This is a genomic window from Pseudomonas sp. SORGH_AS_0199, assembly GCF_031453735.1.
GTDB classification, from domain to species: Bacteria; Pseudomonadota; Gammaproteobacteria; order Pseudomonadales; family Pseudomonadaceae; genus Chryseomonas; species Chryseomonas aestiva.
In genome coordinates, this window is the sequence record NZ_JAVJAE010000001.1 from 1,780,323 (window position 1) to 1,805,718 (window position 25,396).

Consider the following 25,396-nt stretch of genomic DNA (forward strand, 5'->3'; position numbering starts at 1 on the left):
CCGGGAGGATGATCGCCATCATGGGAAAGTTTCGACGCGAGTCCGAAAAGCTGCCCGTCGACGTGCGCCTGCAACGGCGCCTGGCGCTGGCGCTGGATGAGGCGGTGACCCAGGAACGCCTCTATGACAGTGCCAACGGGGAAGTCGAGGTGCAGGGCCTGAGTCCGGCCGAATATGCCCTGGTCAAGCGCTGGCTGGCGCGCCATCAGGCAGCCGATGCCGCCCTGGCCTGTTGCCTGGGCTGTGGCCGGGTCCAGCCGGCGGGGGCCTTCTGTACTCAGTGTCAGGGTCGACAACTGCTGGTCGAGGGTTCTTCTGCCCCGGTTGGCGCTCCCCTACACTAGGCGCCGCCGCGACCCGGAGGTCGCCCCCGACCGGAGGGACCATGGGTCTGCGCTATTTCTTCAAGCAACTGCTGCTGCCACCGGGCGGCCTGCTGCTGCTCCTGCTACTGGGCTGGTGGTTGCGCCGGCGTTATCCGCGCCTGGGCCTGGCCTGTTTCCTGGGTGGTCTGCTGGGCCTCTGGGCCAGCACCCTGCCGGTCGTGGTGGAGACGGGTGGGCGCTTGCTGGAGCGCGATGCCGCGCTGCCTGAGGCGCGCTGGGCGACGCTTGCCCAGCAGGCCGACGCCATCGTGGTGCTGGGTGCCGGTCGCGAAGTGGACGATCCGGGCTGGGCGGGCGATGCCGCCAGCCATCTGGCCGTGGAGCGGCTGCGCTATGCGGCGCGGCTGGCCAAGGCCAGCGGCCTGCCGGTGCTGATCACCGGGGGCTCGCCCCATGACCGCCCACTAAGCGAGGCGGCGCTGATGACCGAGGTGATGGAGCGCGACCTGGGGGTGCCGGTGCGCTGGCAGGAAGGCGCCAGTCGCACCACCTGGGAAAACGCCACCCTGAGTGCGCCGCTGCTGCGCGAGGCCGGGGTGAAACGGGTGGTGCTGGTGACCCAGGCCTATCACATGGCCCGTTCGCGCTGGTGTTTCGAACGGCAGGGCCTGCAGGTGGTGGCCGCGCCCATGGGCTTCATCGGTATCGCCAATGCCCGGCCCTTCGGTGGCTGGCTGCCGGAGGCCAAGGCGGTCGAGCAGACCGCCCAGTTGCTCAACGAGGCCGCCGGGCTGCTGCTCTATCCGCTCGCCTATCGCTGAGTCACCACCAGCGGCGCCTCTTCCGGACGATCCTGCCGACGCAGCAGCAGGCCCCACAGCAGCACCAGGGCGGAAAAGATCGCCAGTGGCCAGAGGCGGTAGTGCAGATAGGGCGTCAGGCCATCCATGGGTACCACGCTGCCTTGTAGCACGCCGACCTGGAAGGCCGGGATCTGCCGGCTGATGCGACCGAAGGGGTCGACCAGGGCGGTGATGCCATCGTTGGTGACCCGCACCAGCCAGCGACCGCTTTCCAGGGCCCGCATCTGCGCCATCTGCAGGTGCTGCTGCGGACCGATGGACTTGCCGAACCAGGTGTCGTTGCTGATGGTGAGCAGCAGCTGACTCTGGGCCGCCATGCTGGCGACGAATTCCGGATAGACCACCTCGTAGCAGATATAGGGCGCCACGCGATAGCCCTTCACCAGCAGCGGCTCCTGCTGCTCGGGACCGCGGACGAAGTCGGACATGGGCAGATCGAAGAAGCCGATCAGGCCACGCAGGTATTCCTGCAGCGGCACGTATTCGCCGAAGGGCACCAGCTTCTGCTTGTAGTAGGTGCCAGAGCCATTGCCGACCGCGGTGATGCTGTTGAAGTAACGCGAATCGCCGTCGGCGTCGCGTTCGCGGGCGGGCAGGCCGGTCACCAAGGCGCCGCCATGGGCCGCCACCTGGGCACCTTCGGCGGCAAGGAAGTCACTGACGTATTCGCGCAGCACGGGAATGGCGTTTTCCGGCCAGACCACCAGGTCGGCATCGCCTTGCTCGGCGGTGCGGTCGCGATAGAGCGCCAGGGTGGCGCGGGCGTGGTCGGGATTCCACTTGAGTTCCTGGGCGATGTTGCCCTGGACCCCGGCGACCTGGAGCGGCGCGCCCGCAGGTTGGGTCCAGACCTGGCCCTTGAAGACATCGCCGGCGACCCAGGGCAGGGCCACCAGCACCAGGCTCGCGACCAGGGCGAGCGGCCGCATGATCAGGCGTGGGGCGTTGACCAGCAGCGCCGCGGTAAAGGCCAGCGCGGCCGAGATCAGCCAGACGCCGCCCAGCGGTGCCAGGCCCTGCAGGGGGCCGCTGAGCTGGCTGTAACCCAGCAGCAGCCAGGGAAAGCCGGTGAGCGCCCAGCTGCGGAACAGCTCCAGGGCGAACCACAGGCCGGCAAAGGTCAGGGCGTCGCCCAGGGGCGCCTGGTTGCGTCTCAGGCACAGTGCCCAGAGCCCGGCGGGCAGGGCGAAGAACAGGGCGATGCCGGCGCAGAAGCCCGCGGTGAGAAAGAGCGCCAGGGGCACCGGCGCGGCACCGTAGGTGTGGATGCTGACGTAGATCCAGCTGGTGCCGGCGAGAAAGGCGCCGAAGCCGTAGCACCAGCCGCGCAGCAGGGCGCGCCAGGCACCGAGCCCCTTGAGGCCCAGGTAGAAGAGGCCGGCGGACAGCAGTGCCAGCGGCCAGATGTTGAAGGGGGCCAGCGCCAGGGGCGTAAGGGCACCGGCGAAGAGCGCCAGAAGGTTGCCCTTCCAGCCGGGTTGAGAGATCCAGCGCATCGAAAATCCTTGGTCCGATCGAGGCTGCGCAAGCTTACTCGTCGCCGCGAGGGAGTGCCAAAGGCGTGTGCGGGGGAGCGAGCTGGATCGCAGTTGAAGAGGGGGATGGAGCTTGTCGCGGCGCGAGCGTCCCGTAGGTTGGGTTGAGACGGCTCCCTCGTCGAAGCCCAACGGTATCGACCTCGAAGCAAGGCCTGTTGGGCTTCGCTGCGCTCAACCCAACCTACGGAGGGCCGTAGGTTGAGACCGACCCTCACCCCAGCTCTCTCCCGGAGGGAGAGGGGGCAAGAGCGGCTAGCGGTTGACCGGGGTGACGCGCAGCAGGTGGATGCGGCGGCCGTCGGCGTTGAGCACGCGGAAGCGGAAGTCGTCGATCACCGTTTCCTCGTTGCGCTTGGGCAGGTGACCCAGGCGATTCATCACCAGGCCACCGGCGGTGTCGGCCTCGGCATCGGCGAAACGGGTCTCCAGGGTCTCGTTGAGCGTCTCTATGGGGGTGAGCGCCTTGACCACGAAGTCGCCGTTGGGCAACGACTTGATGAAGCTCTCTTCCTCCACGTCGTGCTCGTCCTCGATCTCGCCGACGATCTGTTCCAGCACGTCCTCGATGGTCACCAGGCCGGCGACGCCGCCGTATTCGTCCACCACGATGGCCATGTGGCTGTGGGTCGAGCGAAATTCCCGCAGCAGCACGTTGAGGCGCTTGGACTCGGGCACGAAGGTGGCCGGGCGCAAGGCCGTCTTGAAGTCGAAGACCCGCGCCTGGTCCAGCAGCAGCGGCAGCAGGTCCTTGGCCAGCAGCAGGCCGAGCACGTCGTCGGGGCCGTCGCCGATCACCGGATAGCGGGAATGCGCCGCCTCGATCACCGCCGGCAGGAATTCCGCCGGGGTCTGCTGGGCGCGGATGCTGATGATCTGCGAGCGCGGCACCATGATGTCGCGCACCTGCAGGTCGGCCACCGAGATGGCGCCCTCGACGATGGACAGCACTTCGCTGTCGGAGCACCTTGTTCTCATGCGCCTCGCGCAGCAGTTCCAGCAGTTCCTGGCGACTCTTGGGTTCATGGGCAAAGGCCTGGACGATGCGTTCCAGCCAGGAACGATGCCCAGTGCCTGATCGATCTTCGTTCATGTGTCTGTCATTCACCGTAGGGATCGGGGTAGCCCAGTTCAGCGAGCAATTGGCGTTCCAGTTCTTCCATCTCCTCGGCTTCGTCATCGTCCAGATGATCGTAGCCGAGCAGGTGCAGGCAGCCGTGGATGACCAGGTGCGCCCAGTGCGCCGCGGCGGGCTTGCCTTGCTCGGCGGCCTCGCGCGCAACCACGGGGGCGCAGATCACCAGATCGCCGAGCAGGGGGATGTCGAGGAATTCGTCCGGCACGTCGGCCGGAAAGGACAGCACGTTGGTGGCGTAGTCCTTGTGCCGCCAGGTGCGATTCAGCTCGCGGCCTTCGTCTTCGTCCACCAGGCGGATGGTGAGTTCCGAGTCGCCCTGGCGGGCGCGCAGGGCCAGTTCACACCAGCGGCGTAAGTCCGGCTCCTCGGGGAGGTCGGCCGCCTCGCTGGCGACCTGGACGTCCAGCTCAATCGCCATGGCGATCCTCTCCCTGAGCACGCGGCCTGTCCTGCAGCGCCTCGAAGCGGTCGTAGGCCTCGACGATGCGCTGTACCAGCGGGTGGCGCACCACGTCCTTGGATTCGAAGTGGGTGAAGCCGATGCCGGGCACGTCGCGGAGGACCTCGATGACGTGCTTGAGGCCCGACTTGGTGCCGCGCGGCAGGTCGACCTGGGTGACGTCACCGGTGATCACCGCGGTGGAGCCGAAGCCGATCCGGGTCAGGAACATCTTCATCTGCTCGAGGGTGGTGTTCTGACTTTCGTCGAGAATGATGAAGCTATTGTTGAGGGTGCGGCCGCGCATGTAGGCCAGCGGCGCGACCTCGATGACCTGGCGCTCGATGAGCTTGGCCACCTGCTCGAAGCCGAGCATCTCGTAGAGGGGCGTCGTACAGCGGGCGCAGGTAGGGGTCGATCTTCTGCGCCAGGTCGCCGGGCAGGAAGCCGAGCTTCTCGCCGGCTTCCACCGCCGGGCGCACCAGCAGGATGCGACGGATCTGCTCGCGCTCCAGGGCGTCCACGGCGCAGGCCACGGCCAGATAGGTCTTGCCGGTACCGGCCGGGCCTATGCCGAAATTGATGTCGTGATCGAGGATCGACTTGACGTAGCGCTGCTGGTTGGCGCCACGCGGGCGGATCATGCCCTTCTTGGTGCGCAGGGCCACGCTGGTGTCGCCACCGCTGCGGTGCTCTTCCTGGAGGGCTTCCAGGCCGGATTCCTGCAGATAGAGGTGGACCAGTTCCGGGGCCACCGCGGTGCCGCTGGCGGTCTCGCGATAGAGGCGCTGCAGGAGGTTCTGGGCCGCGCGGGTGCGCTCGGGATCGCCGACCAGTTCGAACTGGTTGCCGCGATTGCGGATCTCGATGCCGAGGCGACGTTCGACGCTGGCGCAGATTTTCATCGAGCTGGCCGCACAGGTTGGCGAAACGGTCGGCATCGAAGGGTTCGAGGGTGAAATGCTGGAGCGTCTGGGGGGTATTCAAGGTGTGCTGGGAAACCCTTTGGATTGGCTTTACGAAAACTTGACGTAGCTTGAGAGTAACCTGCGTCGCGCCCTTGGCAAAGGGCGCGTGCGACCATCCATCAGGCCAGCGCGACGGCGACGGGCGGGCGCGCACCGCTGGCGACGGGGGCCAGCAGGGTGCCGCGCAGGGAGTGCGGCAGGGCCTCGTCGATGTGCACCTGGACGAACTGGCCGATCAGGCTGGCATCGCTGCAGCGGAAGTTGACGATGCGGTTGTTCTCGGTGCGACCCTGCAGCATGCCGGGATCGCGCTTGGAGAAATCGCTGACCAGGATGGTCTGGACGCTGCCGGCCATGCGCCGGCTGATCTCGAAGCCCTGCTGGTGGATGCGCGTCTGCAGGATCTGCAAGCGCTGCTTCTTGAGCTCGTCGGGGGTGTCGTCGACCAGATCGGCCGCCGGGGTGCCGGGGCGGGCGCTGTAGATGAAGGAGAAGGAGAAGTCGAAACCGACGTCCTCGATCAGCTTCATGGTCTGTTCGAAGTCTTTCTCGGTCTCGCCGGGGAAGCCGACGATGAAGTCCGAGCTGATGCAGATGTCGGGTACCGCCGCCTTGAGCCGGCGGATGCGCGACTTGTATTCCAGCGCCGTGTGGTTGCGCTTCATGGCCGCCAAGATGCGATCCGAACCGGCCTGCACCGGCAGGTGGACGAATTTCACCAGCTCCGGGATCTCGGCGTGGGCCTGGATCAGGGCGTCGGAGAATTCCAGCGGGTGCGAGGTGGTGTAGCGGATGCGGTCGATGCCGTCCACCGCCGCCACCACATAGAGCAGTTCGGCGAAGTCGGCGATGCGCCCGTCGCCGGTGGCGCCACGATAGCCGTTGACGTTCTGGCCCAGCAGGGTCACCTCGCGCACGCCGTGCTCGGCGAGGTGGATGATCTCGGCGAGGACGTCGTCCAGCGGCCGACTGACCTCTTCGCCGCGGGTATAGGGCACCACGCAGAAGGTGCAGTACTTGCTGCAGCCTTCCATGATGGAGACGAAGGCGCTGGGTCCGTCGATGCGCGGCTCGGGCAGGCGGTCGAACTTCTCGATCTCGGGGAAGGAGATGTCCACCTGGGGCGCCCGGGTGGTGCGCGCGGCGTCGATCATCTCCGGCAGGCGATGCAGGGTCTGGGGCCCGAAGACCACGTCGACATAGGGGGCGCGGTCACGGATGGCAGCGCCTTCCTGGCTGGCCACGCAGCCGCCGACGCCAATCACCAGGTCGGGATTCTCCAGCTTGAGTTCGCGCCAGCGACCGAGCTGGGAAAACACCTTTTCCTGCGCCTTCTCGCGGATCGAGCAGGTGTTGAGCAGGATGACATCGGCCTCGGCCGGATTCTGGGTGACTTCCAGCGGCTCCCGTTCGCCGAGCAGGTCGACCATGCGCGACGAATCGTATTCGTTCATCTGGCAGCCATGGGTTTCGATATAGAGCTTCTTGGACATGCGCGGCAGGGAGTCGGTGGCGAGTGGACCGCGCATTATAGTGATGGCCTTCCGCACGGGGAAGAGCCGCCCGGAAGGCGGTCGGCCTAGGCCTGGGCAGCGCCCTCCGGCAGCCGGGCGATGACCTTGATCTCGAAGCGAAAGCCGGCCAGCCAGGTGGCGCCGACCGCGGTCACCGTCGGGTAGGGCGCCGTGCCCCAGTGCTCCAGCAGCACCGGCCAGATCCGTTCGAAGCTGGCTTCGGCATCGACCATGAACAGGGTGACGTCCACCACGTCGGCAAAGGCGGCGCCGGCCGCGGCAAGGACGGCGTCGAGATTGGCGAAGGCCAGGCGGACCTGGTCTTCCAGCTCCGGCTCGGGCGAACCGTCGGCGCGGCTGCCGACCTGCCCCGAGACGAAGAGAAAGCCGTTGGAACGGATGGCCGGCGAATAGCGGTGCTGTTCGTAGAGGGCGTGGCGCTGGGCGGGAAAGACGACGTCGCGGGTCATGATGGGGCTCCGGTAAGGATCGCTGGAGCCACCTTAGGCGCCGTCCGCCAGGGGATAAACCCGGCCAGGCGGTCAGCATTGTTTGTACAATCCAAACAATCCCCTGTTCAGGAATCGGCATGGATCTGTTCGCCGCGATGCAGACCTTCGTGCGGGTGGTGGAAGCCGGCAGCTTCACCCGCGCGGCCGAGACCCTCGGCCATAGCCGCACCCGCGTCACCCAGCAGGTGCAGCAGCTGGAAGCGCACCTGCAGGTGCGCCTGCTCAATCGCACCACCCGGCAGGTGCAGGTCACCGCCGACGGCGCGGCCTATTACGACCGCTGCCTGGGCGTGCTGGCGGCGGTGGACGATGCCGAGACGGGGCTTTCGGTGGCCACCCGCACGCCCCGTGGCCGCCTGCGGGTGGACGTGCCCAGTCCGCTGGCGCGGCTGATCCTGATCCCGGCCCTGCCGGACTTCTTCCAGCGCTATCCGGACATCCAGCTGGAGCTGGGTGTCAGCGATCGCCAGGTGGATCTGATCGGCGACAACGTCGATTGCGTGATCCGCGGCGGGCGCATCCGCGAGCAGTATCTGGTGGCCCGGCCGCTCGGCGCGCTACGGCTGGGTTGCTATGCCGCGCCGGCCTACCTTGCCACCCAGGGCACGCCGGTTCATCCCGCCGAGCTGGCCGAGACGCCACACCGGGTGGTGCGGTTTCTCTGGGGGGCGGGCAAGGGCTTTCCCTACGCCCTGCAACGAGGTGCCGAGCGTCTGGAGCTGCAGAGCCGGCACAGCCTGGAGGTGGACGACGGCAACGCCTGCCTGGCGGCGGGGCAGGCCGGCCTCGGGGTGGTCTGCCTGCCGCATTACCTGGCGGCGGCGGCCATCGCCCGTGGCGAACTGGTCAGGCTGTTCGCGGACTGGCAGGTGGCGCCCATGCCGCTGTATCTGGCCTTCGCGCCCAACCGTCACGTCAGCGCCAAGTTGCGGGTCTTCATCGACTGGGTGAGCGCGCTGGTCGCCGAGCGGGCCTGGCTGGAAACCCCAGGCGACGGCTGACGGGAGTCGAGGCCGGCGTGCTATGCTCGCCGCCCTCTTTTCACCGTCGAAACCCGCCTCCGCCATGAGCTCATCCCCCAGCAAGCCGGCCATCTACAAGGTCATCTTCGTCAACCAGGGCCAGGTCTTCGAGATCTACGCCAAGCAGATCTTCCAGAGCGATCTCTGGGGCTTCCTGGAGATCGAGGAGCTGGTGTTCGGCGAGCGCACCCAGGTGGTGGTGGATCCGAGCGAGGAAAAGCTCAAGGCGCAATTCGAAGGCGTGGTGCGCAGCTTCGTGCCCATGCACTCGATCATCCGCATCGACGAGGTGGAGCGCCTGGGCCAGCCCAAGATCAGCGAAGCCAAGGGCGGTACCAACGTCATGCCGTTTCCCATGCCCATGCCCGACAAGCCCTGACCGGGCTCGCCGTCAGTTCTGCGGCGGCTGGAAGGGATTGAGGTTGCCCGCGGTCTGCATGTCCTGCAGATAGTCGCGAAAGATCTGGCCCAGCACCTGGGTGGCCATCTCCAGCTCGTCCCGGCGCATCTGGGCGCTGACCAGGTCGGCGGTGTCCATGGCTTCGTCGTTGCCATTGATGGCGGCCATCTTCAGCACGATGTAGGCCTGGATGTTGTTGGGCGGTACGCCCTCGCCGCGAAAGAACATGTTGCCGAGGCGATTCTGCGCATCGGCATTGCCCTTGAGCGAGGCCTGCTCGAACCACTGGCGCGCCTGGTTGAGATCCTTGGGCGTCTGCTTGCCTTCGTAGTAAAAGTCGCCGAGTTCGTACTGCGCCTGGGAATCGCCGTCGTGGGCGATCTGCTGGCAGCGGGCGATCGCCTGCGCCAGGGCTTCGTTGGCCAGATTCAGGTTGCAACGGCTGGTGCTGGGGACGAGCAGCGAATTGCCTCCGGCCAGGGCGACCAGGGGCATCAGAATCAGGGCTGCGCACAGGGTACGACCAGCGCGGTGCATGAAGCGCCTCCACAAGCGAGGCAGGTTCGAAGAACCCGGTCGGCGAAACGCGCCGACATCTCATTATGGGTCAAGCCGACGCACGCTTTCAAAACCTTTACGCGCAACGGCGGAACTTTTTTACCTGTGACGCCGGCCACTCAACTAGGTGTGAGGCCGGCAGGGCAGAGAGGTTCCGCAAGCGGGACGAATGACACCTAGGCTTTGCCTGAAAAGGCCTGTGCTCGCCCAGGCTTCGTTAAAATTCGTTCGGAATGCTCATTTACCACTCGTAAACTCCGCTTCCTCACGAATTTTTGTCTTGCCTGACCTTCGCTCGGCGACTTTTCAGCCAAAGCCCTAGTCCTTGAAGGTGGCGAAGGCGCGCTCGGCGGCGTCCAGGGTGATGCGCAATTCCTCGTCGCCGTGGGCGATGGAGGTGAAGCCGGCTTCGAAGGCGCTGGGCGCCAGGTAGACGCCACCGTCCAGCATCAGGTGGAAGAAGCGCTTGAACCTCTCGCTGTCGCTGGCCATGACATCGCTGAAGGTGACGATGTCTTCGGCGCCGCTGAAGTAGAGGCCGAACATCCCGCCCGCCTGGGTGGTGACGAAGGGCACACCGGCGGCATCGGCGCGGTCCTGCAGGCCCTGCAGCATCCGCGTGGTGTAGTCGGTCAGCTCGGCGTGGAAGCCGGGACGGCGGATCAGTTGCAGGGTGGTGAGGCCGGCGGCCATCGCCAGCGGATTGCCCGACAGGGTGCCGGCCTGGTAGACCGGGCCGAGCGGGGCGATCTTTTCCATGATCTCGCGCTTGCCGCCAAAGCAGCCCACCGGCATGCCGCCGCCGACGATCTTGCCGAAGGTGGTCAGGTCCGGACGGATGCCGTAGTGCGCCTGGGCGCCGCCCAGCGCGACGCGGAAGCCGGTCATGACCTCGTCGAAGATCAGCACCACGCCGTAGCGGTCGCAGAGGTGGCGCAGCCCTTCCAGGAAGCCTGGCGCGGGCGGTACGCAGTTCATGTTGCCGGCCACCGGCTCGACGATGATGCAGGCGATCTGGTCGCCGACGTTCGCCAGGGTTTCTTCCACTTCGCCCAGGTCGTTGTAGGCCAGGGTCAGGGTGTGCTGCGCGAAGGCCGCCGGGACGCCGGGTGAGCTGGGCACGCCCAGGGTCAGGGCGCCGGAGCCGGCCTTGACCAGCAGGCTGTCGGAGTGGCCGTGGTAGCAGCCCTCGAACTTGATGATGGTGTCGCGCCCGGTGTAGCCGCGCGCCAGGCGGATGGCGCTCATGGTGGCCTCGGTGCCGGAGCTGACCATGCGCACCATTTCCATGGACGGCACGATCTCGCAGATGAGGTCGGCCATGGTGGTTTCCAGGGCGGTCGGCGCGCCATAGGAGAGGCCGTGTTCCAGCTGGCGGCGCACGGCATCGAGCACGTCCGGATGGCTGTGGCCGAGGATCATCGGACCCCAGGAACCGACGTAGTCGACATAGCGCTTGTCATCCTCGTCGACGATGTAGGCGCCCTGGGCGTGCTTGAAGAACAGCGGCGTGCCGCCGACGCTCTTGAAGGCGCGGACCGGCGAGTTGACGCCACCGGGGATGTGGCGCTGGGCTTGGTCGAAGAGTTGCGCGGAGCGGGACATAGAGGTCTCCTTGAACGGGATCAGGCCGCGAACAGCCGGGCGAAGGCGCGCGCGCGGCGCTCCACCTCGCCCGCGTTGGCGGCGGCAAATAGACTGTGGACGACGGCGAGCAGATCGACGCCGTGGGCGAGCAGGTGCGGGGCGTTGTCCAGGGTGACACCGCCGATGGCGCAGACGGGCAGGGCGAAGCGGCGGTGGGCCTGGTCGAGCAATTCCAGGGGCGCTGGCGGGGCATCCGGCTTGGTGCTGGAGGCGAAGAACCGGCCGAAGGCCAGGTAGCTGACACCAGCCTGGACTGCAGCCTCGGCCAGTTGCAGGCTGGCGTGACAGGTGCCGCCGAGAATCGCCTCCGCGCCCAGTGCGGCGCGGGCCGCGACCAGGGAGCCGTCTTGCTGGCCCAGGTGCAGGCCGACGCCCAGCTGGCGGGCCAGGGCGAGGTCGTCATTGATGATCAGGTTGGCGCCATGCTGCTGGCAGAGCTCGGCCAGGGCGGCGGCTTCGTCCTGGCGGCGGCTGGCGTCGCCTGACTTGTCGCGGTACTGCACCAGCCGGGCTCCGCCCTGCAGCGCGGCTTCGACATAGGGCAGCAGGCGACCCTCGGCGAGCAGGGCGCTGTCGGTGATGGCATAGAGGCCGCGCAGCGGGCTCATGAGCAGAAATCCAGCGGCAGGCGGCGCGGCACGTACTGGCCGCGCCCGGGGCGTTCGGCGTCTCTCAGGGTGCGCCAGGTGTAGTCCAGGGCGCTGCGCACCGCACTGGGCAGGGCTTCGCCCAGCGCCAGGCGCCCGGCCAGGGTGCTGGCCAGGGTGCAGCCGGAGCCGTGGTAGCTGCCGGGCAGGCGCTGGCAGACGTGGGTCTCGCAGCCACCGGCACGGTCATAGAGGCGGTTGTGCACCTCGTGCTCCTCGCCATGACCGCCGGTGATCAGCAGGTGGGCGCAGAAGGGCAGCAGGCGCTCGGCGCACTCCTCTGGAGTGCCTTCGGGCAACTCGGCGAGGATGCGTGCCTCGGGCAGGTTGGGGGTGGCGATGGTGGCGCGCGGCAGCAGCCGCTCGCGGATGGCGTAGCCGACCTCGTCCTTGCCCAAGGCGCCGCCGCCACCGGCGCGCAGCACCGGATCGCAGACCAGGGGGACGCCGGGCAGGGACTCCATGATCTCCAGCACCGTCTCGACCATCTCCACCGAACCGAGCATGCCCAGCTTGACCGCCGCCACCGGCAGGTCGGCGATGATCGCCCGCGCCTGGGCCAGCACCCACTCGCGATCCAGCACCCGGAAGTCATGCACGTCGACGGTGTCCTGCACGGTCAGGGCAGTGACCGCCGGGGCGGCATGGCAACCCTGGGCGAGCAGGGCTTCGATGTCGGCCTGCAGCCCGGCGCCGCCACTCGGATCGTGGCCGGACAGGCAGAGGACGACAGGACGTTGGGGTTCGAGGGTCATGGGCGTCAGCCTAGCAAAGGGAAAAAGGGGCGCAGCGGCCGGGTGCCGCAGGGAGTGGCACCCTACAACGACCTTGCGCCCTGCGCCACCCGTTGACATGGGACCCGGATCGGGACGAAGGAACTCCGCGGCCGGTTGGGTAGCCGATATACTGCACCTTTGCTCGGGTAAGGCGGTTCTATGGCGTTGTGGCGGTTGTTGCGTGATTTCTTCCTGCGCCAACGGCGTGCCTACGGGACTGCCATCCTCTGCCTGCTGGGCGTCGGCCTGCTCAACCTGACGCTGCCCTGGTGGATCGGCAAGGCCATCGACGCCCTGCGCGCCGGCGAGCTGGATCAGACCGGCCTGCTCTGGCGCGTCGCCCTGATCGTGGCGGTCGGCTGTGGCCTCTATGTGCTCCGCTATCAGTGGCGGGTGCGCCTGTTCGGCACCTCCTACCAGGTCGGCGTGGAGCTGCGCGACGCCTTCTTCGCCAAGCTGGCGCGGCTGGACCCCGGCTTCTTCCAGTCCAGTCGCACCGGTGACCTGCTGGCCCGCGCCACCCAGGACATCGACGCCGTGGAGACCGCGGCCGGCGAAGGGGTGCTGGCCAGTTTCGATGGCATGCTGACCCTGCTGCTGGTGCTGCTGGCCATGTTCATCGGCATCGACGCGCCCCTGGCCGCCCTGGCGCTGTTGCCCTTTCCCTTCATGGCCTGGGGTTTCTATCGCGTGGCGCGGCGGGTGCAGCAGCGCTTCGGCCTGGCGCTGGCCGGCTTTTCCGCCCTCAACGACCGCACCCAGGAAGCCTTGAGCGGCCTGCGCATGCTGCGCCAGCATGCCTTGATCGAAGCCGAGCTGGACGACTTCGACGCCCGCGCCCGCAGCGTGGCCAAGGCCGACTACCAGGTGCAGCGCACCGAGGCGCGCTACGAGCCGATCATCTTCGTCGCCCTGAGTCTCGCCACCCTGCTGACCCTGGTCATGGGCAGCTGGCGCTATCTCGACGGCCACATTACCCTCGGCCAGCTGACCAGCTTCAGCCTCTATCTGGTGCAGCTGATCTGGCCGATGTTCGCCATCGGCTGGTGCTTCAACCTGCTGCAGCGCGGCGAGGCCGGGGCCCGCCGGCTGGAAGAGGTGTTCGCCGTCACCGAGCGCATTCGCGACGAGGGCACCCGGACGCCGCCGGACCAGGCCGATCTGTCGGTCTATATTCCGGCCTTCACCTATCCCCAGGCGCGTCAGCCGGCCTTGCAGGATGTGGTCATCGACCTGCCCGCCGGCGATACCCTGGGCATCGTCGGCGCCACCGGCAGCGGCAAGAGCACCCTGCTGCGCCTGCTGCTGCGCCAGTTTCCGCTGGAGCAGGGCAGCATCCGCTTGGGCGGGGTGCCGCTGGAGGAGTATCGGCTGGGCGATCTGCGCGCCCAGTTCGCCTATGTGCCCCAGGATCCCTTCCTGTTCGCTCGCACCCTGGGTGAGAACGTCGCCCTCAGTCGTCCCGATGCCACCGCCGGGGAGATCCGCGAAGCCCTGGACGCCGCCGCCTTCGCCACCGATCTGGCGGCGCTGCCGCACGGGCTGGATACGCCGGTGGGCGAGCGCGGCCTGACCCTCTCTGGCGGCCAACGCCAGCGGGTGGCCCTGGCCCGGGCGCTGCTCTCGCCCGCGCCCATCCTGCTGCTGGACGACACCCTCTCGGCGGTGGATACGGCCACTGAAGCCCGCTTGCTCAAGACGCTGGCCGGGCTGCAGGGACGTACCACTCTGATCGTCAGCCACCGTCTCTCGGCCGTGCAGCACGCCGACGAGATCATCGTGCTCGACCAGGGCAGCCTGGTCGAGCGGGGTCGCCATGGCGAGCTGCTCGCCGCCGGGGGGCTCTATGCCCGACTGTGGAATCTGCAGCAGGCGGAGGAGGCCAGCCAATGACCAGGACGCGCGTGCTCTCGCTGCTGCTCAAGCCGGTACTGGCCAATCCGCGCAAGCTGGCCGGCACCCTGGCGATCCTGGTCGTGGCCACGCTGTTCGACGTGCTGGGGCCCTGGCTGACCAAGCACTACCTGGACAACTACCTGGTGCCCCACGACCTGCGCCTCTGGCCGCTGTTGGGCCTGGTCGCCGCCTATGTGGTTTCCCAGGGCCTGGCCGCTTATGGCCGCTATCTGCAATCGCTGAGATTCGCCGAGATCGCCATGGACGTGGTGCTCCTGCAGCGGCGCCGGCTGTTCCGCCATGTGCTGAGCCTGCCGCAGAGCTTCCACGATCGTACCGCCACCGGCGAACTGGTGGCGCGGGTCACCAACGACACCGATGCCCTGCGCGAACTCTATGTGGCCTTCCTCGGCAACATGGTCGGCAACATCGTGCTGCTGATCGGCATCCTGGTGGCCATGGCGCTGCTCGACGTACGCCTGATGGCCATCGCCGTGCTGCTGATCCCGGCCGCGGTGCTGATCGTCTGGGCCTACCAGCGATACAGCGGCGCGGCGGCCATGGAGGTGCGCATGCTGCGCGCCGAGCAGAGCGCCCGCCTGGGCGAGGCCATCGGCGGCATGGGTCTTCTGCAGGCCTTCAACCAGACCGAGCGCTTCCGCCAGGATTTCCAGCGCCTCAACCAGGCCCAGTACGGTGCCCGCATGCGCACCATCCGCGTCTCCGGGTTGCTGCTGCGCTCGGCGCTGGATCTGGTCAGCGTGGCGGTGCTGGCGGTGCTGCTGCTGGTCTACGGGATGGGCCATCTGCAGGGCGGCGCCGAGATCGGTGTGCTCTATGCCTTCGTCACCTACCTGGGGCGGGTGACCGAGCCGCTGATGGACATCACCCAGAGATTCAACCTGTTCCAGCAGGCCACGGTGGCCGGCACCCGGCTGCTGCACCTGCTGGAAGAGAAGCCGGCATTGAGTGGCGAAGATGACCGGCCCATCGCGACCGCGCACTTCCACCTCGACGCGGTGCGTTTTCGCCATGGCGGCGCGGGTCACGACACCCTGCACGGCATCGACCTGGACATCGCTCCGGGCACCTTTCTCGGTATCGTCGGCCCCACCGGCAGCGGCAAGTCGACGCTGCTCGACCTGCTCGCCGGACTGCAACCGGTCACCGGCGGCCACCTCTGCCTGGACGGTCGCGAACTGGGCACGCTGACCCCGGAAGTGCTGGGCGCCGCCCTGGCCAGCGTGCCCCAGGAGCCCTTCATCCGTTCCACCAGTCTCAGGGACAACCTGCTGCTGGGCAGCCAGGTGTCGGATGCGCGGCTGCGCGAGGCCCTGGCTGCCGCCCATATGGACGACCTGGTGGCGCGGTTGCCGGAAGGCCTGGATACCCTGCTGGGCGAGCGTGGCTTCACCCTGTCCACCGGCGAGCGGCAACTGCTGGCGCTGGCCCGGGCGCTGCTGCGCGAACCCAAGGTGCTCTTGCTCGACGAGGCCACCGCCAGCATCGACAGCGCCACCGAGGCGCGGCTGCAGGGGGCGCTGGACGAGTTGCGTGGCCAGGTCACCCTGATCGTGGTGGCGCACCGGTTGTCCACCATCCGCCATGCCGATCGCATCCTGGTGCTGCGTGATGGCCGCAAGGTGGAGGAGGGCAGTCACGAGGCCTTGCTGCAGCGGCCCGACGGCCATTATCGCCGGCTGTGGGAACAGCATGCCCAGGGTGACAAACCCCTATGAGCCGTCACAGCCGTTGTCAACCAGGGGTGTTAGGGTGTCAGCTATAGCCAGCGCCCCAACAAGGAAACCTGCATGACCTCCGTATCCGAGGATTTCACCGCCGTTGCCACCGCCAGCGAGGCGGTCGACCGTCTTGCGGCTCTGCACGACGAGGCCACCCAGGCCCTGGGTGCCGCCCTCAAGCGCTATCTCAAGGATCGCGTCGAACCCAGCGCCGCCGAGCGCGAGCTGTTCCGCTACCCCGAGATCCGCATTCGCTATCGTGCTCCCGGCGTGCCGCCGGCCACCACCCGCGCCTACGCCAAGATCCAGCTGCCCGGCACCTATGTCGCCACCGTGACCCATCCGGCGGCCTTTCGCGGCTATCTGCTGGAGCAGCTCGAGCCGCTGATGCGCGACTACGACCTCCAGGTCGAGATCGGTCGCAGTCGCCAGGACATTCCCTACCCCTATGTGGTGGAGCAGGGCGACGAACTGGCCGGTAGCGGCGTGACCGCCGCCGAGCTGGCGCGGGTCTTTCCCAGCACCGATCTCTCCGCCGCCCACGACGACATCGCCGACGGCCACTACGACTGGGAGCGCATCGATCCGCTGCCGCTGGCCTTGTTCGATGCCGCCCGCACCGACTTCTCGCTGAGACGCATCGTCCACTACACCGGCAGCGACTGGCGCCACGTGCAGCCCTGGATCCTGCTGACCAACTACCATCGCTACGTCGACCAGTTCATCCAGCACGGCCTGGAACAGCTGCGCAGCGATCCGCGCTTCGAGCGCCTGGTGCTGCCGGGCAACGTCATCATCGAACGCGACATGGACCCCACCGAGGCCCAGGCGGTCATCGCCGCCATCGCCTGGCACCGCTTCCAGATGCCGGCCTACCACCTGATCGCCGGTGATGGGCATGGCGTCACCCTGGTCAACATCGGCGTCGGCCCGTCCAACGCCAAAAACATCACCGATCACCTGGCGGTGCTGCGTCCGCACTGCTGGCTGATGATCGGCCACTGTGGCGGCCTGCGGCAGTCGCAGACCATCGGCGACTACGTGCTGGCCCACGCCTACATGAGACGCGACGGCATCCTCGACCGTGTGGTGCCACCGCACATCCCCATCCCGGCGCTGGCCGAGGTGCAGGTGGCGCTGCAGGAAGCCGCCGCCAGCGTCACCGGCGAACGCGGGGAGGCGCTCAAGCGTCGCCTGCGCACCGGTACGGTACTGACCTACGACGACCGCAACTGGGAGCTGCGCTGGGCCCAGGAACGCCCGCTGATCAACCTGGCGCGCGCGGTGGCGGTGGACATGGAAAGCGGCACCATCGCCGCCCAGGGCTATCGCCTGCGGGTACCCTACGGCACCCTGCTGTGCGTGTCCGACAAGCCCCTGCACAGCGAGATCAAGCTGCCGGGCTCGGCCAACGCCTTCTATGCCCGCGCGGTGAGCCAGCACCTGGCCATCGGCATCGCCGCCCTGGACCAGCTGCGCACCCAGCTCGACTCCCTGCACTCGCGCAAGCTGCGCAGCTTCGACGAGCCGCCGTTCCGCTAAGGCGCTGGGGTTGGGGTTGGGCGTGTTGGGCTTCGTTGCGCTCAACCCAACCTACGGCGAGGCGCCTGAATCGAAGGTGGCCTGGCATCGCTCGGATGACCCCCTCTCCCCCTGGGAGAGGGTTGGGGTGAGGGCGTACTCAGGCACCGAACGCCCCAGTGGAAAAGGCTGCGCCGTTTTCCACGCTAGGGTGCCATGCCCGCGATGACGCAACTCCATCGCCAACGCCCGACGATGACGTCGTCCGGCCTCCTGATTTCCCCCTGTCATCGCCCTCCAGGAACATCTCGGCGCCCGCTCCGGTCGGTTGCAGGAGAGGGGTGAGTCCGCACGCGTCACCGTTCGGTAAAGATCATGGATTTAACATTGATCTTCAGGGCGTCTGGCCCTAAAGTTCGCGCCCGAACGTCCATGCTGGAAACGATCCATCCGGCTCAAGTACCGACGACGAGACAGCGAGGTCAACGCCAGTACGCGTTGACCTTTTTGCTTTCGGCGATGTGCCTTGGGAAGTAGGCGAACCAAAGTGGGGAAACGGATTAGGCGTTCAGAACACCCCCTCCTTCAATTTGTTCTGCCCATCGGGAGTCCGACGCATGTCCATCAAGGTCGAAGATTACTATTCTCGCGAAACCTTCCAGAAGATGAAGGCCTTCGCCGACCAGCAGGAAACCCCCTTCGTCGTCATCGACACCGCCACCATCGGCCGGGCCTATGACGATCTCGTTGGCAACTTCCCGTTCGCCAAGATCTATTACGCGGTCAAGGCCAACCCGGCCATCGAGATCACCGAGTTGCTGCGCGACAAGGGCTCGAACTTCGACATCGCCTCCATCTACGAGCTGGACAAGGTGCTGTCCACCGGTGTCGAGCCGGAGCGCATCAGCTACGGCAACACCATCAAGAAATCCAAGGACATCCGCTACTTCTACGAGAAGGGCGTGCGCATGTTCGCCACCGACTCCGAGGCTGACCTGCGCAACATCGCCAAGGCCGCCCCGGGCTCGCGCATCTATGTGCGGATCCTCACCGAAGGCTCCAACTCCGCCGACTGGCCGCTGTCGCGCAAGTTCGGCTGCCAGCCCGACATGGCCCTGGACCTGCTGATCCTGGCCCGTCAGCTGGGCCTGGAGCCCTATGGCATCTCCTTCCACGTCGGCAGCCAGCAGCGCGACATCGACGTCTGGGACGCCGCCATCGCCAAGGTCAAGGTGATCTTCGAGCGCCTCAAGGAAGAAGACGGCATCACCCTGAAGATGATCAACATGGGCGGTGGCTTCCCGGCCAACTACATCCATCGCACCAACAGCCTGGAGACTTATGCCGAGGAGATCATCCGCTTCCTCAAGGAAGACTTCGGCGACGAGCTGCCGGAAATCATCCTCGAGCCGGGCCGCTCGCTGATCTCCAACGCCGGCATCCTGGTCAGCGAAGTGGTGCTGGTGGCGCGCAAGTCGCGTACCGCCGTGGAGCGCTGGGTCTACACCGACGTGGGCAAGTTCTCCGGCCTGATCGAAACCATGGACGAATCCATCAAGTTCCCGATCTGGACCGAGAAGAAGGGCGAGATGGAAGAAGTCGTTATCGCCGGTCCTACCTGTGACAGCGCCGACATCATGTACGAGCACTACAAGTACGGCCTGCCGCTGAACCTGGCCAGCGGTGACCGCCTGTACTGGCTGTCCACCGGTGCCTACACCACCAGCTACAGCGCGGTGGAATTCAACGGCTTCCCGCCGCTGAAGGCCTTTTACCTCTAAGGGCTTTCCGCGTCGATCGAGCCCGCGTCCCGTCAGGGACGCGGGCTTTTTCATGGCTGGTGAAAAGCGCTGTGTCAGACGCTTTTCCGGATTGTTAAGAATAATTTACATTCGCTATGGATTTGATAATCGTTTGCAAATAGAATCGCGCCGCATTCACATAAGGAGGCGGCTCGCCATCATGTCCAAGGAAATGTCCTCGCTGTCCCAGCGTCGTTTGCTGGTTTCTACCTTCAGTGTCGCCGTCGCTTCGCTGTCCCTCGGGGCGCAGGCCCAGGACGCCAAGGAGCCGGTGACCCGACTGGAAAGTCTGACCATCGAAGGTCAGGCGCAGCAGGAAGGCTTCAAGGCCGAGCAGTCCGCCTCGCGCAAGTACACCGCGCCCCTGCTGGACACCCCGCAGACCGTGACGGTGGTGCCGGCGCAGGTCATCCAGGATCAGCAGGCTCTGAGTCTGAGATCGGTGCTGTCCAACGTGTCCGGCATCACCTTCAACGCCGGCGAGGGTGGTGGCGGCTCCGGCGACAGCATCAATATCCGCGGCTTCAGCGCCAACTCGAACATCCAGATCGATGGCCTGCGCGACAGCACCCAGACCAACCGCACCGACACCTTCAACCTGGAATCGGTCGAGGTCATCAAGGGCCCCAATTCGGTGTTCGGCGGCGCCGGCACCACCGGTGGCTCCATCAACCTGATCAGCAAGAAGCCCCAGGAGCGCCAGTTCACCCGCATCGGCGCGGGCCTCGGCACCGACAGCTATCGCCGCCTGACCCTGGACACTAACCAGCCGCTGCAGGGCGTGGGCACCGACAGCGCCTTCCGGCTGAACCTGATGGCCCACGAGAACGATGTGCCCGGCCGCGACCAGATCGATCGCGAGCGCTGGGGCATCGCGCCGTCGCTGGCCCTGGGCCTGTCGGACGATACCCGCCTGACCCTGAGCTACTTCCACCAGACCGACAACAACCAGCCCGACTACGGGGTGCCGGCGCTCAACGGCAAGCGCCTGGGCGGGGTGGATCGCGATGCCTATTTCGGCTTCCAGAACATCGACAAGGAAGACATCAACAACAATGTCTTCACCGTGGAGCTGGAGCATCGCTTCAACGACAACCTGAGTCTGCAGAACCTGACCCGCTACAGCCGCATCGAGCGCGACGTGGTGATCTCGGCGTCCCACGTCAACCTGGGTGGCGTCGCCGCGGGCCGCTATCGCCCGGCCGGTCCCCAGGGCTATGGCCGCGACGTGACCTCGGAGATGTGGATCAACCAGACCAACCTGACCGGCAACGTCGATACCTTCGGCCTGGGGCATTCCTTCGTCCTGGGCGCCGAGTTCTCCCGCGAGGACTACGACCGCGACACCTACAGCTATGGCCTGACCTTCCCCGCTGCCGGCTACTCCCTGGCCGCGCCGCCGGAGCGCTATGACGGCGCCACCGACAAGCAGACCTCGGCCATCGCCAACAACGTGCTGATCGACAAGGCGCTCTATGCCTTCGACACCATCGCCCTCAACGACTACTGGGATCTGAACCTGGGTCTGCGCTACGACTGGTTCGACGGCGACAGCGATACCACCCCGGTTGCCAACGGCGTGCGCGGCAGCAAGACCCGCCTGAGTGCCGATGACGCCAAGCTGAGCGGGCGCGCCGGCCTGGTGTTCAAGCCGGCGCCGAACGGCCGGGTCTACGTGGCCTATGGCACCTCCTTCAATCCCTCGGCGGAAAGTCTGACCTCCACCGGCGCCGGTCTGAGCGCGGCCAACCAGGATCTGGGTCCGGAAAAGAACAAGACCTGGGAACTGGGCACCAAGTGGGAATTCCTCGACAAGCGCCTGGAGCTGGACGGCGCCCTGTTCCGCGTCGAGAAGAGCAATGCCCGGGAGACCCTGGCCGATGGCAGCACCGCCCTGGCCGGCAAGCAGCGCGTGCAGGGCATCGAACTGGGCGCCACCGGGCGGATCACCCCGCAGTGGAATGTCTACGCCAACTTCACCTTCCTCGACAGCGAGACGCTCAAGGCCGCCGACACCCTGGACGGGCGCAATCGCGAAGGCCAGGCCCTGGCCAACACCCCGCCGCGTTCGCTCAATCTCTGGACCACCTATGAGCTGCCGGCCGGTTGGCGGGTGGGCTATGGCGCCCGCTATGTCAGCGAGCGCAACGTCACCTCCAGCAACGACGGCGCCAAGCTCGACGACTACTGGCTGCACAACGCCATGGTCGGCTATCGCGTCAATCGCAACGTCGACCTGCAACTCAACGTCAACAACGTCTTCGACAAGGACTATGTGGAGCGGGTGCGCTCGCAACTGGGCGTGAGCACGAGATCGTCGGCCATCGAATACGGCGATGCCCGTTCCGCCATCCTGACCGCGACCTACAGCTTCTGAGGTCGCCTGCAGCAACCGAAGCCCTGCCTGCGCAGGGCTTTCGGCGTTAGAGGGAATCACCATGATGATCAGCGTTCCGGGCGTGCTGACGCCCGAGCAGGTAGGGGAGTGCCGCCAGCGGCTGGAGGCGGCGGCCTGGGCCAATGGCCGGCACACGGCCGGCTTCCAGTCGGCCATGGCCAAGGACAATCTGCAGCTGCCGGCGGACGAGCCGGCGGCGCGCGCGGTGGGCGAGCTGATCCAGCAGGCGCTGGCGCGGCATCCGCTGTTCGTCGCCGCGGCGCTGCCGGCACGGGTGTTTCCGCCGCTGTTCAATCGCTACCAGGGCGGCCAGTCCTTTGGCCTGCACGTGGACAATGCCCTGCGGCCGCTGCCGGATGGCAGCGGCTACCTGCGCACCGATCTGTCGGCCACGCTGTTCTTCTGCGAGCCGGACGAATACGACGGGGGCGAACTGGTGGTGGAAGACACCTATGGCGCCCACAGCGTCAAGCTGGCGGCGGGCGATCTGATCCTCTATCCGGCCAGCAGCCTGCACCGGGTGCTGCCGGTCACCCGAGGCGCGCGGCTGTGTTCCTTCTTCTGGATCCAGAGCCTGGTGCGCGATGCCGGTCAGCGCGGCCAGCTGTTCGAACTCGACCAGGGCATCCAGCGAGCGGCCGCCGAGCTGGGGCAGGGCCATGAGGCCTGCCTGCAGCTGACCGGCGTCTATCACAACCTCCTGCGCCAATGGGCTCAGCCCTGATCCGCAGAGGCCTCTTCCAGCTGCACAGCCTGCTGGGCCTGGCCGCAGGTCTGGTGCTGGTGGTGCTGGGCGTGACGGGGGCGCTCTACAGCTTTCAGCTGGAGTTGCTGGAGCTGCTCAATCCGCCGCCGACCGCCGCGACGCCGGATCGGCGTCCGCTGACGCTGCCGGAGGTGCGGCAGCGCCTGCTCGCTCCGGGCCAGGAATTGAGCTTCGTCTCCAGCATGGCCGGGGAGGGCTACGGCCTGCTCGGCCTGGCACCGGTGAAGGGTCAGGGCCGGGGCGAGGTGCAGCTGTTCGATCGCTACACGGGCGAAGTACTGACGGCGCCTCGCGGCCAGGGGTTCTTTCGCCTGATCCTGGACCTGCACCGCTCCCTGGCCCTGGGGCCGGTCGGCAAGGCCCTGACCGGCGCCGCCACCCTGATCCTGCTGGTGCTCTGTCTGTCCGGCCTCTACCTGCGCTGGCCGCGCCAGGTTCGGCGCTGGCGCACCTGGCTGACCCTGGACTGGCGGCGCCAGGGGCGCAGTTTCCATTGGGACCTGCACGCCGTGGCCGGCACCTGGTGCCTGCTGCTCTATCTGCTGGCGGCGCTGACCGGCCTCTACTGGTCGTACGGCTGGTACCGTGATGCCGGCGAGCGCCTGCTGGGCGCCGCCCCGGAGCCCCGGATCTCGGGGGTGGTGGCGCGCCAGGACGTGGACCTGGACGCGCTCTGGCGAAGCTTTCGGCAGGAGACCGGCGGACGGGTGGAAGGCTACGGCCTGCTGCTGCCCAATCCGGCGCGCAAGGTCAGCCATCCCACCCTCTGGTACCTGCCCGACGATGCCGAGCATGTCCGTGCCCTCAATCGCATCGTCTTCGACAGCGCGGGGCGGGTGCTCGATCATCGCCGCTACCGCGAGCAGCCGCTGGGCGCTCGGTTGCTGCTCAGCGTCTATGCCCTGCATTCGGGCGAATACTTCGGCCTGGCGGGGCGGGTGGCCCTGCTGCTCGCCAGCCTGGCCATGCCGCTGTTCATGGTGACCGGGCTCTGGCTCTATCTGGATCGCCGGCGCAAACGCCGCCAGGCGCGCCAGGCGCAAAGCGGGCTGACACCGGCCGCGGCGGGCGCCGCCGACTGGCTGATCGGCTACGCCAGCCAGAGTGGCCAGGGCGAGGCGCTGGCCTGGCAGGCCGCCAGCCAGTTGCAGGCGGCGGGACTGAGCGCCGAGGTGGTCGCGCTGGGGCGGCTCTCGGTCGAGCGGCTGCAGCGGGCCACCCGGGCGCTGTTCGTCGTCGCCACCCACGGCGACGGCGAGGCCCCGGATGCCGCGCGCGGCTTCGAGCGACGTCTGCTGACCCAGGCAGCCGCGCTGCCGGGCCTGAACTATGGGCTGCTGGCCCTGGGCGACCGGCGCTATCCGGCCTACTGCGCCTTCGCCCAACGGCTGGATACCTGGCTGGGTGGGCAGGGCGCCCGGCCGCTGTTCGCCCCGGTGGAGGTGGACAATGGCGACGCCCAGGCGCTTGCGCTCTGGCAGGCTCAGCTCCAGGCCCTGGGCGCCGCGCGTGCCGAGGCACCGCCCGAGCGTCCGCTGCAGTCCTGGCAACTGGCGTCGGTGCAGCGGCTCAATGCCGGCAGCCCCGGTGGAGCGGTCTTCGAGCTGCAGCTGTTGCCACCGCCCGGGAGCAGCTGGGCACCCGGCGATATTCTCGAGATCGCGCCACGCCAGCGTGCCGAACGGGTGGCGGCCTGGCTGTCGTCCCTGGGTCTGGCTGCGGACAGTGTGGTGACGCGCGAGGGCTTCACCCAGACCCTCGCCGTGGCCCTGGAAACCCTGCTGCTGCCGGAAGACCAGACCGCGCTGCGGGGGCTGGACGCCCAGGCCCTGCTCGACACCTTGAAGCCCCTCGCCGTGCGCCAGTACTCGATCGCCTCGCTGCCCGGCGAAGGGCCGTTGCGGCTGCTGGTGCGCCAGGCGCGCCAGGCGGATGGCCGCCTGGGCATCGCCTCCGGTTGGCTGACCACGGCGCTGCAGCCGGGTGACGTCGTGGAGGCGCGGCTCCGCGTCCATCCCGGCTTCCGACCACCGCTGGACGAGCGCCCGCTGATCCTGATCGCCGCCGGGACCGGCCTCGCGGGTGTACGCCCGCTGCTGGCGGCCCGTATCGCTGCCGGGCACAGGCGCAACTGGCTGCTCTTTGGCGAACGCACGGCAGCGCACGATGATTTCTACGGCACTGAATTGCAGGCCTGGCAGGCACGGGGCGAACTGGCCGGGCTGGACCGGGTGTTCTCGCGGGACGGCGACGGCTATGTGCAGGACCGCCTGCGGGCGCAGCGCGAAAGGCTGCCGGACTGGTTGGCGGCCGATGCCGTGATCATGGTCTGCGGCAGCCTGCCGGGCCTGGGGCGCGGCGTCCAGACCACGCTGCAGGCGCTGCTTGGCGAGGCCGAGGTCCAGCGCCTGATCGATCAAGACCGCTACCGCCGCGATCTCTATTAGGCCTGGACCTAGGCGCGGGCGATGCACCAGACGCCGGCACCGATCAGCACCACGCCGGCCAGCTTGCCGAGGGTCACCGGATCCTGGCGAAAGCCGGCCCAGCCGAAGTGATCCAGGCTCAGCGACATGGCCAGCTGCCCGGCGATCACCAGCGCCATGAACAGGGTGGCGCCGATGCGCGGACCGGCGAAGGCGGCCATGGCGATAAAGAACATCCCCAGCAGGCCGCCGCACCAGTGCCACCAGTGCAATTCGCGCAGGGCACCCAGGGTGGGGACGCCACGCTGCCAGAGGGTCAGGCCCAGCAGGGCGAGCAGGCCGACCATGAAGGAAATGGACGCCGCGGCGAAGACGCTGCCGAGGTGCCGGGCCAGTTGGCCGTTGATGCCGGCTTGCAGCGGCAGGCAGGCACCGGCGATGAAGGGCAGGACGAGCAGCCACCAGACGGGCATCGACAGGACTCCAGGTGAAAAGGGGCG

Annotated in this window: 20 protein-coding genes and 2 pseudogenes; 11 read left to right on the plus strand and 11 right to left on the minus strand. The window is 67.4% G+C overall.

The annotated features are described in order from the left end of the window. The first annotated feature begins 20 nt into the window (after positions 1 to 20). Together QE444_RS08410 and QE444_RS08415 are read left to right on the plus strand one after the other, a co-directional pair. Positions 21 to 344: a hypothetical protein gene (locus tag QE444_RS08410; protein WP_263259742.1), complete on the plus strand. Its 324-nt coding sequence runs from the start codon at positions 21 to 23 to the stop codon at positions 342 to 344. A 41-nt stretch (positions 345 to 385) separates the two neighbouring features. Next, entirely contained in the window at positions 386 to 1,147 is a 762-nt protein-coding gene (locus QE444_RS08415) for a YdcF family protein (RefSeq protein ID WP_187978601.1), read from the plus strand. Here the strand turns inward: QE444_RS08415 and lnt are convergent. The 6 genes and pseudogenes from lnt to QE444_RS08445 form a co-directional block, all read right to left on the minus strand. Then, entirely contained in the window at positions 1,138 to 2,685 is a 1,548-nt protein-coding gene (gene lnt / locus QE444_RS08420; protein WP_309737847.1) for an apolipoprotein N-acyltransferase, read from the minus strand. The two genes, QE444_RS08415 and lnt, sit on opposite strands and share 10 nt — an antisense overlap. A gap of 294 nt (positions 2,686 to 2,979) precedes the next feature. Continuing rightward, positions 2,980 to 3,817 (minus strand): annotated as a pseudogene (locus QE444_RS08425) (HlyC/CorC family transporter). Between the two features lie 7 nt (positions 3,818 to 3,824). Further along, a complete protein-coding gene (gene ybeY / locus QE444_RS08430) occupies positions 3,825 to 4,280 on the minus strand; it encodes an rRNA maturation RNase YbeY (RefSeq protein ID WP_158896205.1) in 456 nt (151 codons plus the stop codon). Further along, a pseudogene (locus tag QE444_RS08435) lies at positions 4,270 to 5,288 on the minus strand (PhoH family protein). Before QE444_RS08435 ends, ybeY begins: the two are co-directional and overlap by 11 nt. Before the next feature lie 100 nt (positions 5,289 to 5,388). After that, positions 5,389 to 6,762: a tRNA (N6-isopentenyl adenosine(37)-C2)-methylthiotransferase MiaB gene (gene miaB / locus QE444_RS08440; RefSeq protein WP_093251001.1), complete on the minus strand. Its 1,374-nt coding sequence runs from the start codon at positions 6,760 to 6,762 to the stop codon at positions 5,389 to 5,391. Positions 6,763 to 6,848: 86 nt separating this feature from the next. Continuing rightward, the gene (locus tag QE444_RS08445; protein WP_187981324.1) at positions 6,849 to 7,256 is read right to left on the minus strand and encodes a Rid family hydrolase; all 408 of its coding nucleotides are present in this window, start codon (positions 7,254 to 7,256) and stop codon (positions 6,849 to 6,851) included. Between the two features lie 116 nt (positions 7,257 to 7,372). Here QE444_RS08445 and QE444_RS08450 point away from each other — a divergent pair, with 116 nt between their 5' ends. Then, positions 7,373 to 8,296, plus strand: coding sequence for a LysR family transcriptional regulator (locus QE444_RS08450; RefSeq protein WP_309737853.1), 924 nt, complete (start codon positions 7,373 to 7,375; stop codon positions 8,294 to 8,296). 64 nt (positions 8,297 to 8,360) lie between these two features. Next, the gene (locus QE444_RS08455) at positions 8,361 to 8,696 is read left to right on the plus strand and encodes a DUF1820 family protein (RefSeq protein WP_007159644.1); all 336 of its coding nucleotides are present in this window, start codon (positions 8,361 to 8,363) and stop codon (positions 8,694 to 8,696) included. 12 nt (positions 8,697 to 8,708) lie between these two features. On the opposite strand, the gene QE444_RS08460 is transcribed toward QE444_RS08455, so the two are convergent. From QE444_RS08460 to QE444_RS08475, 4 genes are all read right to left on the minus strand, one after another. After that, positions 8,709 to 9,254 carry a tetratricopeptide repeat protein gene (locus tag QE444_RS08460; RefSeq protein WP_027597185.1) on the minus strand — a complete coding sequence of 182 codons (546 nt, stop codon included), beginning with the start codon at positions 9,252 to 9,254 and terminating at the stop codon, positions 8,709 to 8,711. Between the two features lie 339 nt (positions 9,255 to 9,593). Further along, positions 9,594 to 10,880, minus strand: a complete 1,287-nt coding sequence (hemL, locus tag QE444_RS08465; RefSeq protein WP_263259734.1) for a glutamate-1-semialdehyde 2,1-aminomutase — start codon at positions 10,878 to 10,880, stop codon at positions 9,594 to 9,596. A gap of 20 nt (positions 10,881 to 10,900) precedes the next feature. After that, complete coding sequence (thiE, locus tag QE444_RS08470) at positions 10,901 to 11,530, minus strand: thiamine phosphate synthase (protein WP_309737857.1); 630 nt, start codon at positions 11,528 to 11,530, stop codon at positions 10,901 to 10,903. Next, on the minus strand, positions 11,527 to 12,324 hold the full coding sequence (locus tag QE444_RS08475) for a hydroxymethylpyrimidine/phosphomethylpyrimidine kinase (RefSeq protein WP_273862708.1): 798 nt from the start codon (positions 12,322 to 12,324) through the stop codon (positions 11,527 to 11,529). The genes thiE and QE444_RS08475 overlap by 4 nt, the downstream gene beginning before the upstream one ends. A 180-nt stretch (positions 12,325 to 12,504) precedes the next feature. On the opposite strand from QE444_RS08475, the gene QE444_RS08480 reads away from it, so the two are divergent. The 7 genes from QE444_RS08480 (at position 12,505) to QE444_RS08510 (ending at position 24,917) form a co-directional block, all read left to right on the plus strand. Continuing rightward, positions 12,505 to 14,238, plus strand: coding sequence for an ABC transporter ATP-binding protein (locus tag QE444_RS08480; RefSeq protein ID WP_133859952.1), 1,734 nt, complete (start codon positions 12,505 to 12,507; stop codon positions 14,236 to 14,238). Further along, entirely contained in the window at positions 14,235 to 15,980 is a 1,746-nt protein-coding gene (locus QE444_RS08485) for an ABC transporter transmembrane domain-containing protein (RefSeq protein WP_309737859.1), read from the plus strand. The genes QE444_RS08480 and QE444_RS08485 overlap by 4 nt, the downstream gene beginning before the upstream one ends. A gap of 72 nt (positions 15,981 to 16,052) precedes the next feature. Further along, a complete protein-coding gene (gene amn / locus QE444_RS08490; RefSeq protein WP_158896223.1) occupies positions 16,053 to 17,525 on the plus strand; it encodes an AMP nucleosidase in 1,473 nt (490 codons plus the stop codon). 596 nt (positions 17,526 to 18,121) lie between these two features. Continuing rightward, entirely contained in the window at positions 18,122 to 19,285 is a 1,164-nt protein-coding gene (locus QE444_RS08495) for a type III PLP-dependent enzyme (RefSeq protein WP_158896225.1), read from the plus strand. 181 nt (positions 19,286 to 19,466) lie between these two features. Beyond that, the gene (locus tag QE444_RS08500) at positions 19,467 to 21,683 is read left to right on the plus strand and encodes a TonB-dependent siderophore receptor (protein WP_280310400.1); all 2,217 of its coding nucleotides are present in this window, start codon (positions 19,467 to 19,469) and stop codon (positions 21,681 to 21,683) included. A 61-nt stretch (positions 21,684 to 21,744) separates the two neighbouring features. Next, complete coding sequence (locus QE444_RS08505; RefSeq protein ID WP_187978611.1) at positions 21,745 to 22,428, plus strand: Fe2+-dependent dioxygenase; 684 nt, start codon at positions 21,745 to 21,747, stop codon at positions 22,426 to 22,428. Then, on the plus strand, positions 22,413 to 24,917 hold the full coding sequence (locus QE444_RS08510) for a sulfite reductase flavoprotein subunit alpha (RefSeq protein ID WP_187978612.1): 2,505 nt from the start codon (positions 22,413 to 22,415) through the stop codon (positions 24,915 to 24,917). The genes QE444_RS08505 and QE444_RS08510 overlap by 16 nt, the downstream gene beginning before the upstream one ends. 8 nt (positions 24,918 to 24,925) lie before the next feature. On the opposite strand, the gene QE444_RS08515 is transcribed toward QE444_RS08510, so the two are convergent. Further along, positions 24,926 to 25,375, minus strand: coding sequence for a DMT family transporter (locus tag QE444_RS08515; RefSeq protein ID WP_241495391.1), 450 nt, complete (start codon positions 25,373 to 25,375; stop codon positions 24,926 to 24,928). Between the last annotated feature and the right edge of the window lie 21 nt (positions 25,376 to 25,396).

What these genes read in the sequence shown, in the direction of transcription:
- QE444_RS08485 (WP_309737859.1), top strand. Translation starts at nt 14,235, where the DNA reads ATGACCAGGACGCGCGTGCTCTCGCTGCTGCTCAAGCCGGTACTGGCC.
- miaB (WP_093251001.1), bottom strand. Translation starts at nt 6,762, where the DNA reads ATGTCCAAGAAGCTCTATATCGAAACCCATGGCTGCCAGATGAACGAA.
- QE444_RS08415 (WP_187978601.1), top strand. Translation starts at nt 386, where the DNA reads ATGGGTCTGCGCTATTTCTTCAAGCAACTGCTGCTGCCACCGGGCGGC.
- thiE (WP_309737857.1), bottom strand. Translation starts at nt 11,530, where the DNA reads ATGAGCCCGCTGCGCGGCCTCTATGCCATCACCGACAGCGCCCTGCTC.
- QE444_RS08495 (WP_158896225.1), top strand. Translation starts at nt 18,122, where the DNA reads ATGTCCATCAAGGTCGAAGATTACTATTCTCGCGAAACCTTCCAGAAG.
- QE444_RS08480 (WP_133859952.1), top strand. Translation starts at nt 12,505, where the DNA reads ATGGCGTTGTGGCGGTTGTTGCGTGATTTCTTCCTGCGCCAACGGCGT.
- amn (WP_158896223.1), top strand. Translation starts at nt 16,053, where the DNA reads ATGACCTCCGTATCCGAGGATTTCACCGCCGTTGCCACCGCCAGCGAG.
- QE444_RS08410 (WP_263259742.1), top strand. Translation starts at nt 21, where the DNA reads ATGGGAAAGTTTCGACGCGAGTCCGAAAAGCTGCCCGTCGACGTGCGC.
- QE444_RS08455 (WP_007159644.1), top strand. Translation starts at nt 8,361, where the DNA reads ATGAGCTCATCCCCCAGCAAGCCGGCCATCTACAAGGTCATCTTCGTC.
- QE444_RS08450 (WP_309737853.1), top strand. Translation starts at nt 7,373, where the DNA reads ATGGATCTGTTCGCCGCGATGCAGACCTTCGTGCGGGTGGTGGAAGCC.
- QE444_RS08500 (WP_280310400.1), top strand. Translation starts at nt 19,467, where the DNA reads ATGTCCAAGGAAATGTCCTCGCTGTCCCAGCGTCGTTTGCTGGTTTCT.
- hemL (WP_263259734.1), bottom strand. Translation starts at nt 10,880, where the DNA reads ATGTCCCGCTCCGCGCAACTCTTCGACCAAGCCCAGCGCCACATCCCC.
- QE444_RS08505 (WP_187978611.1), top strand. Translation starts at nt 21,745, where the DNA reads ATGATGATCAGCGTTCCGGGCGTGCTGACGCCCGAGCAGGTAGGGGAG.
- QE444_RS08510 (WP_187978612.1), top strand. Translation starts at nt 22,413, where the DNA reads ATGGGCTCAGCCCTGATCCGCAGAGGCCTCTTCCAGCTGCACAGCCTG.
- QE444_RS08460 (WP_027597185.1), bottom strand. Translation starts at nt 9,254, where the DNA reads ATGCACCGCGCTGGTCGTACCCTGTGCGCAGCCCTGATTCTGATGCCC.
- lnt (WP_309737847.1), bottom strand. Translation starts at nt 2,685, where the DNA reads ATGCGCTGGATCTCTCAACCCGGCTGGAAGGGCAACCTTCTGGCGCTC.
- ybeY (WP_158896205.1), bottom strand. Translation starts at nt 4,280, where the DNA reads ATGGCGATTGAGCTGGACGTCCAGGTCGCCAGCGAGGCGGCCGACCTC.
- QE444_RS08475 (WP_273862708.1), bottom strand. Translation starts at nt 12,324, where the DNA reads ATGACCCTCGAACCCCAACGTCCTGTCGTCCTCTGCCTGTCCGGCCAC.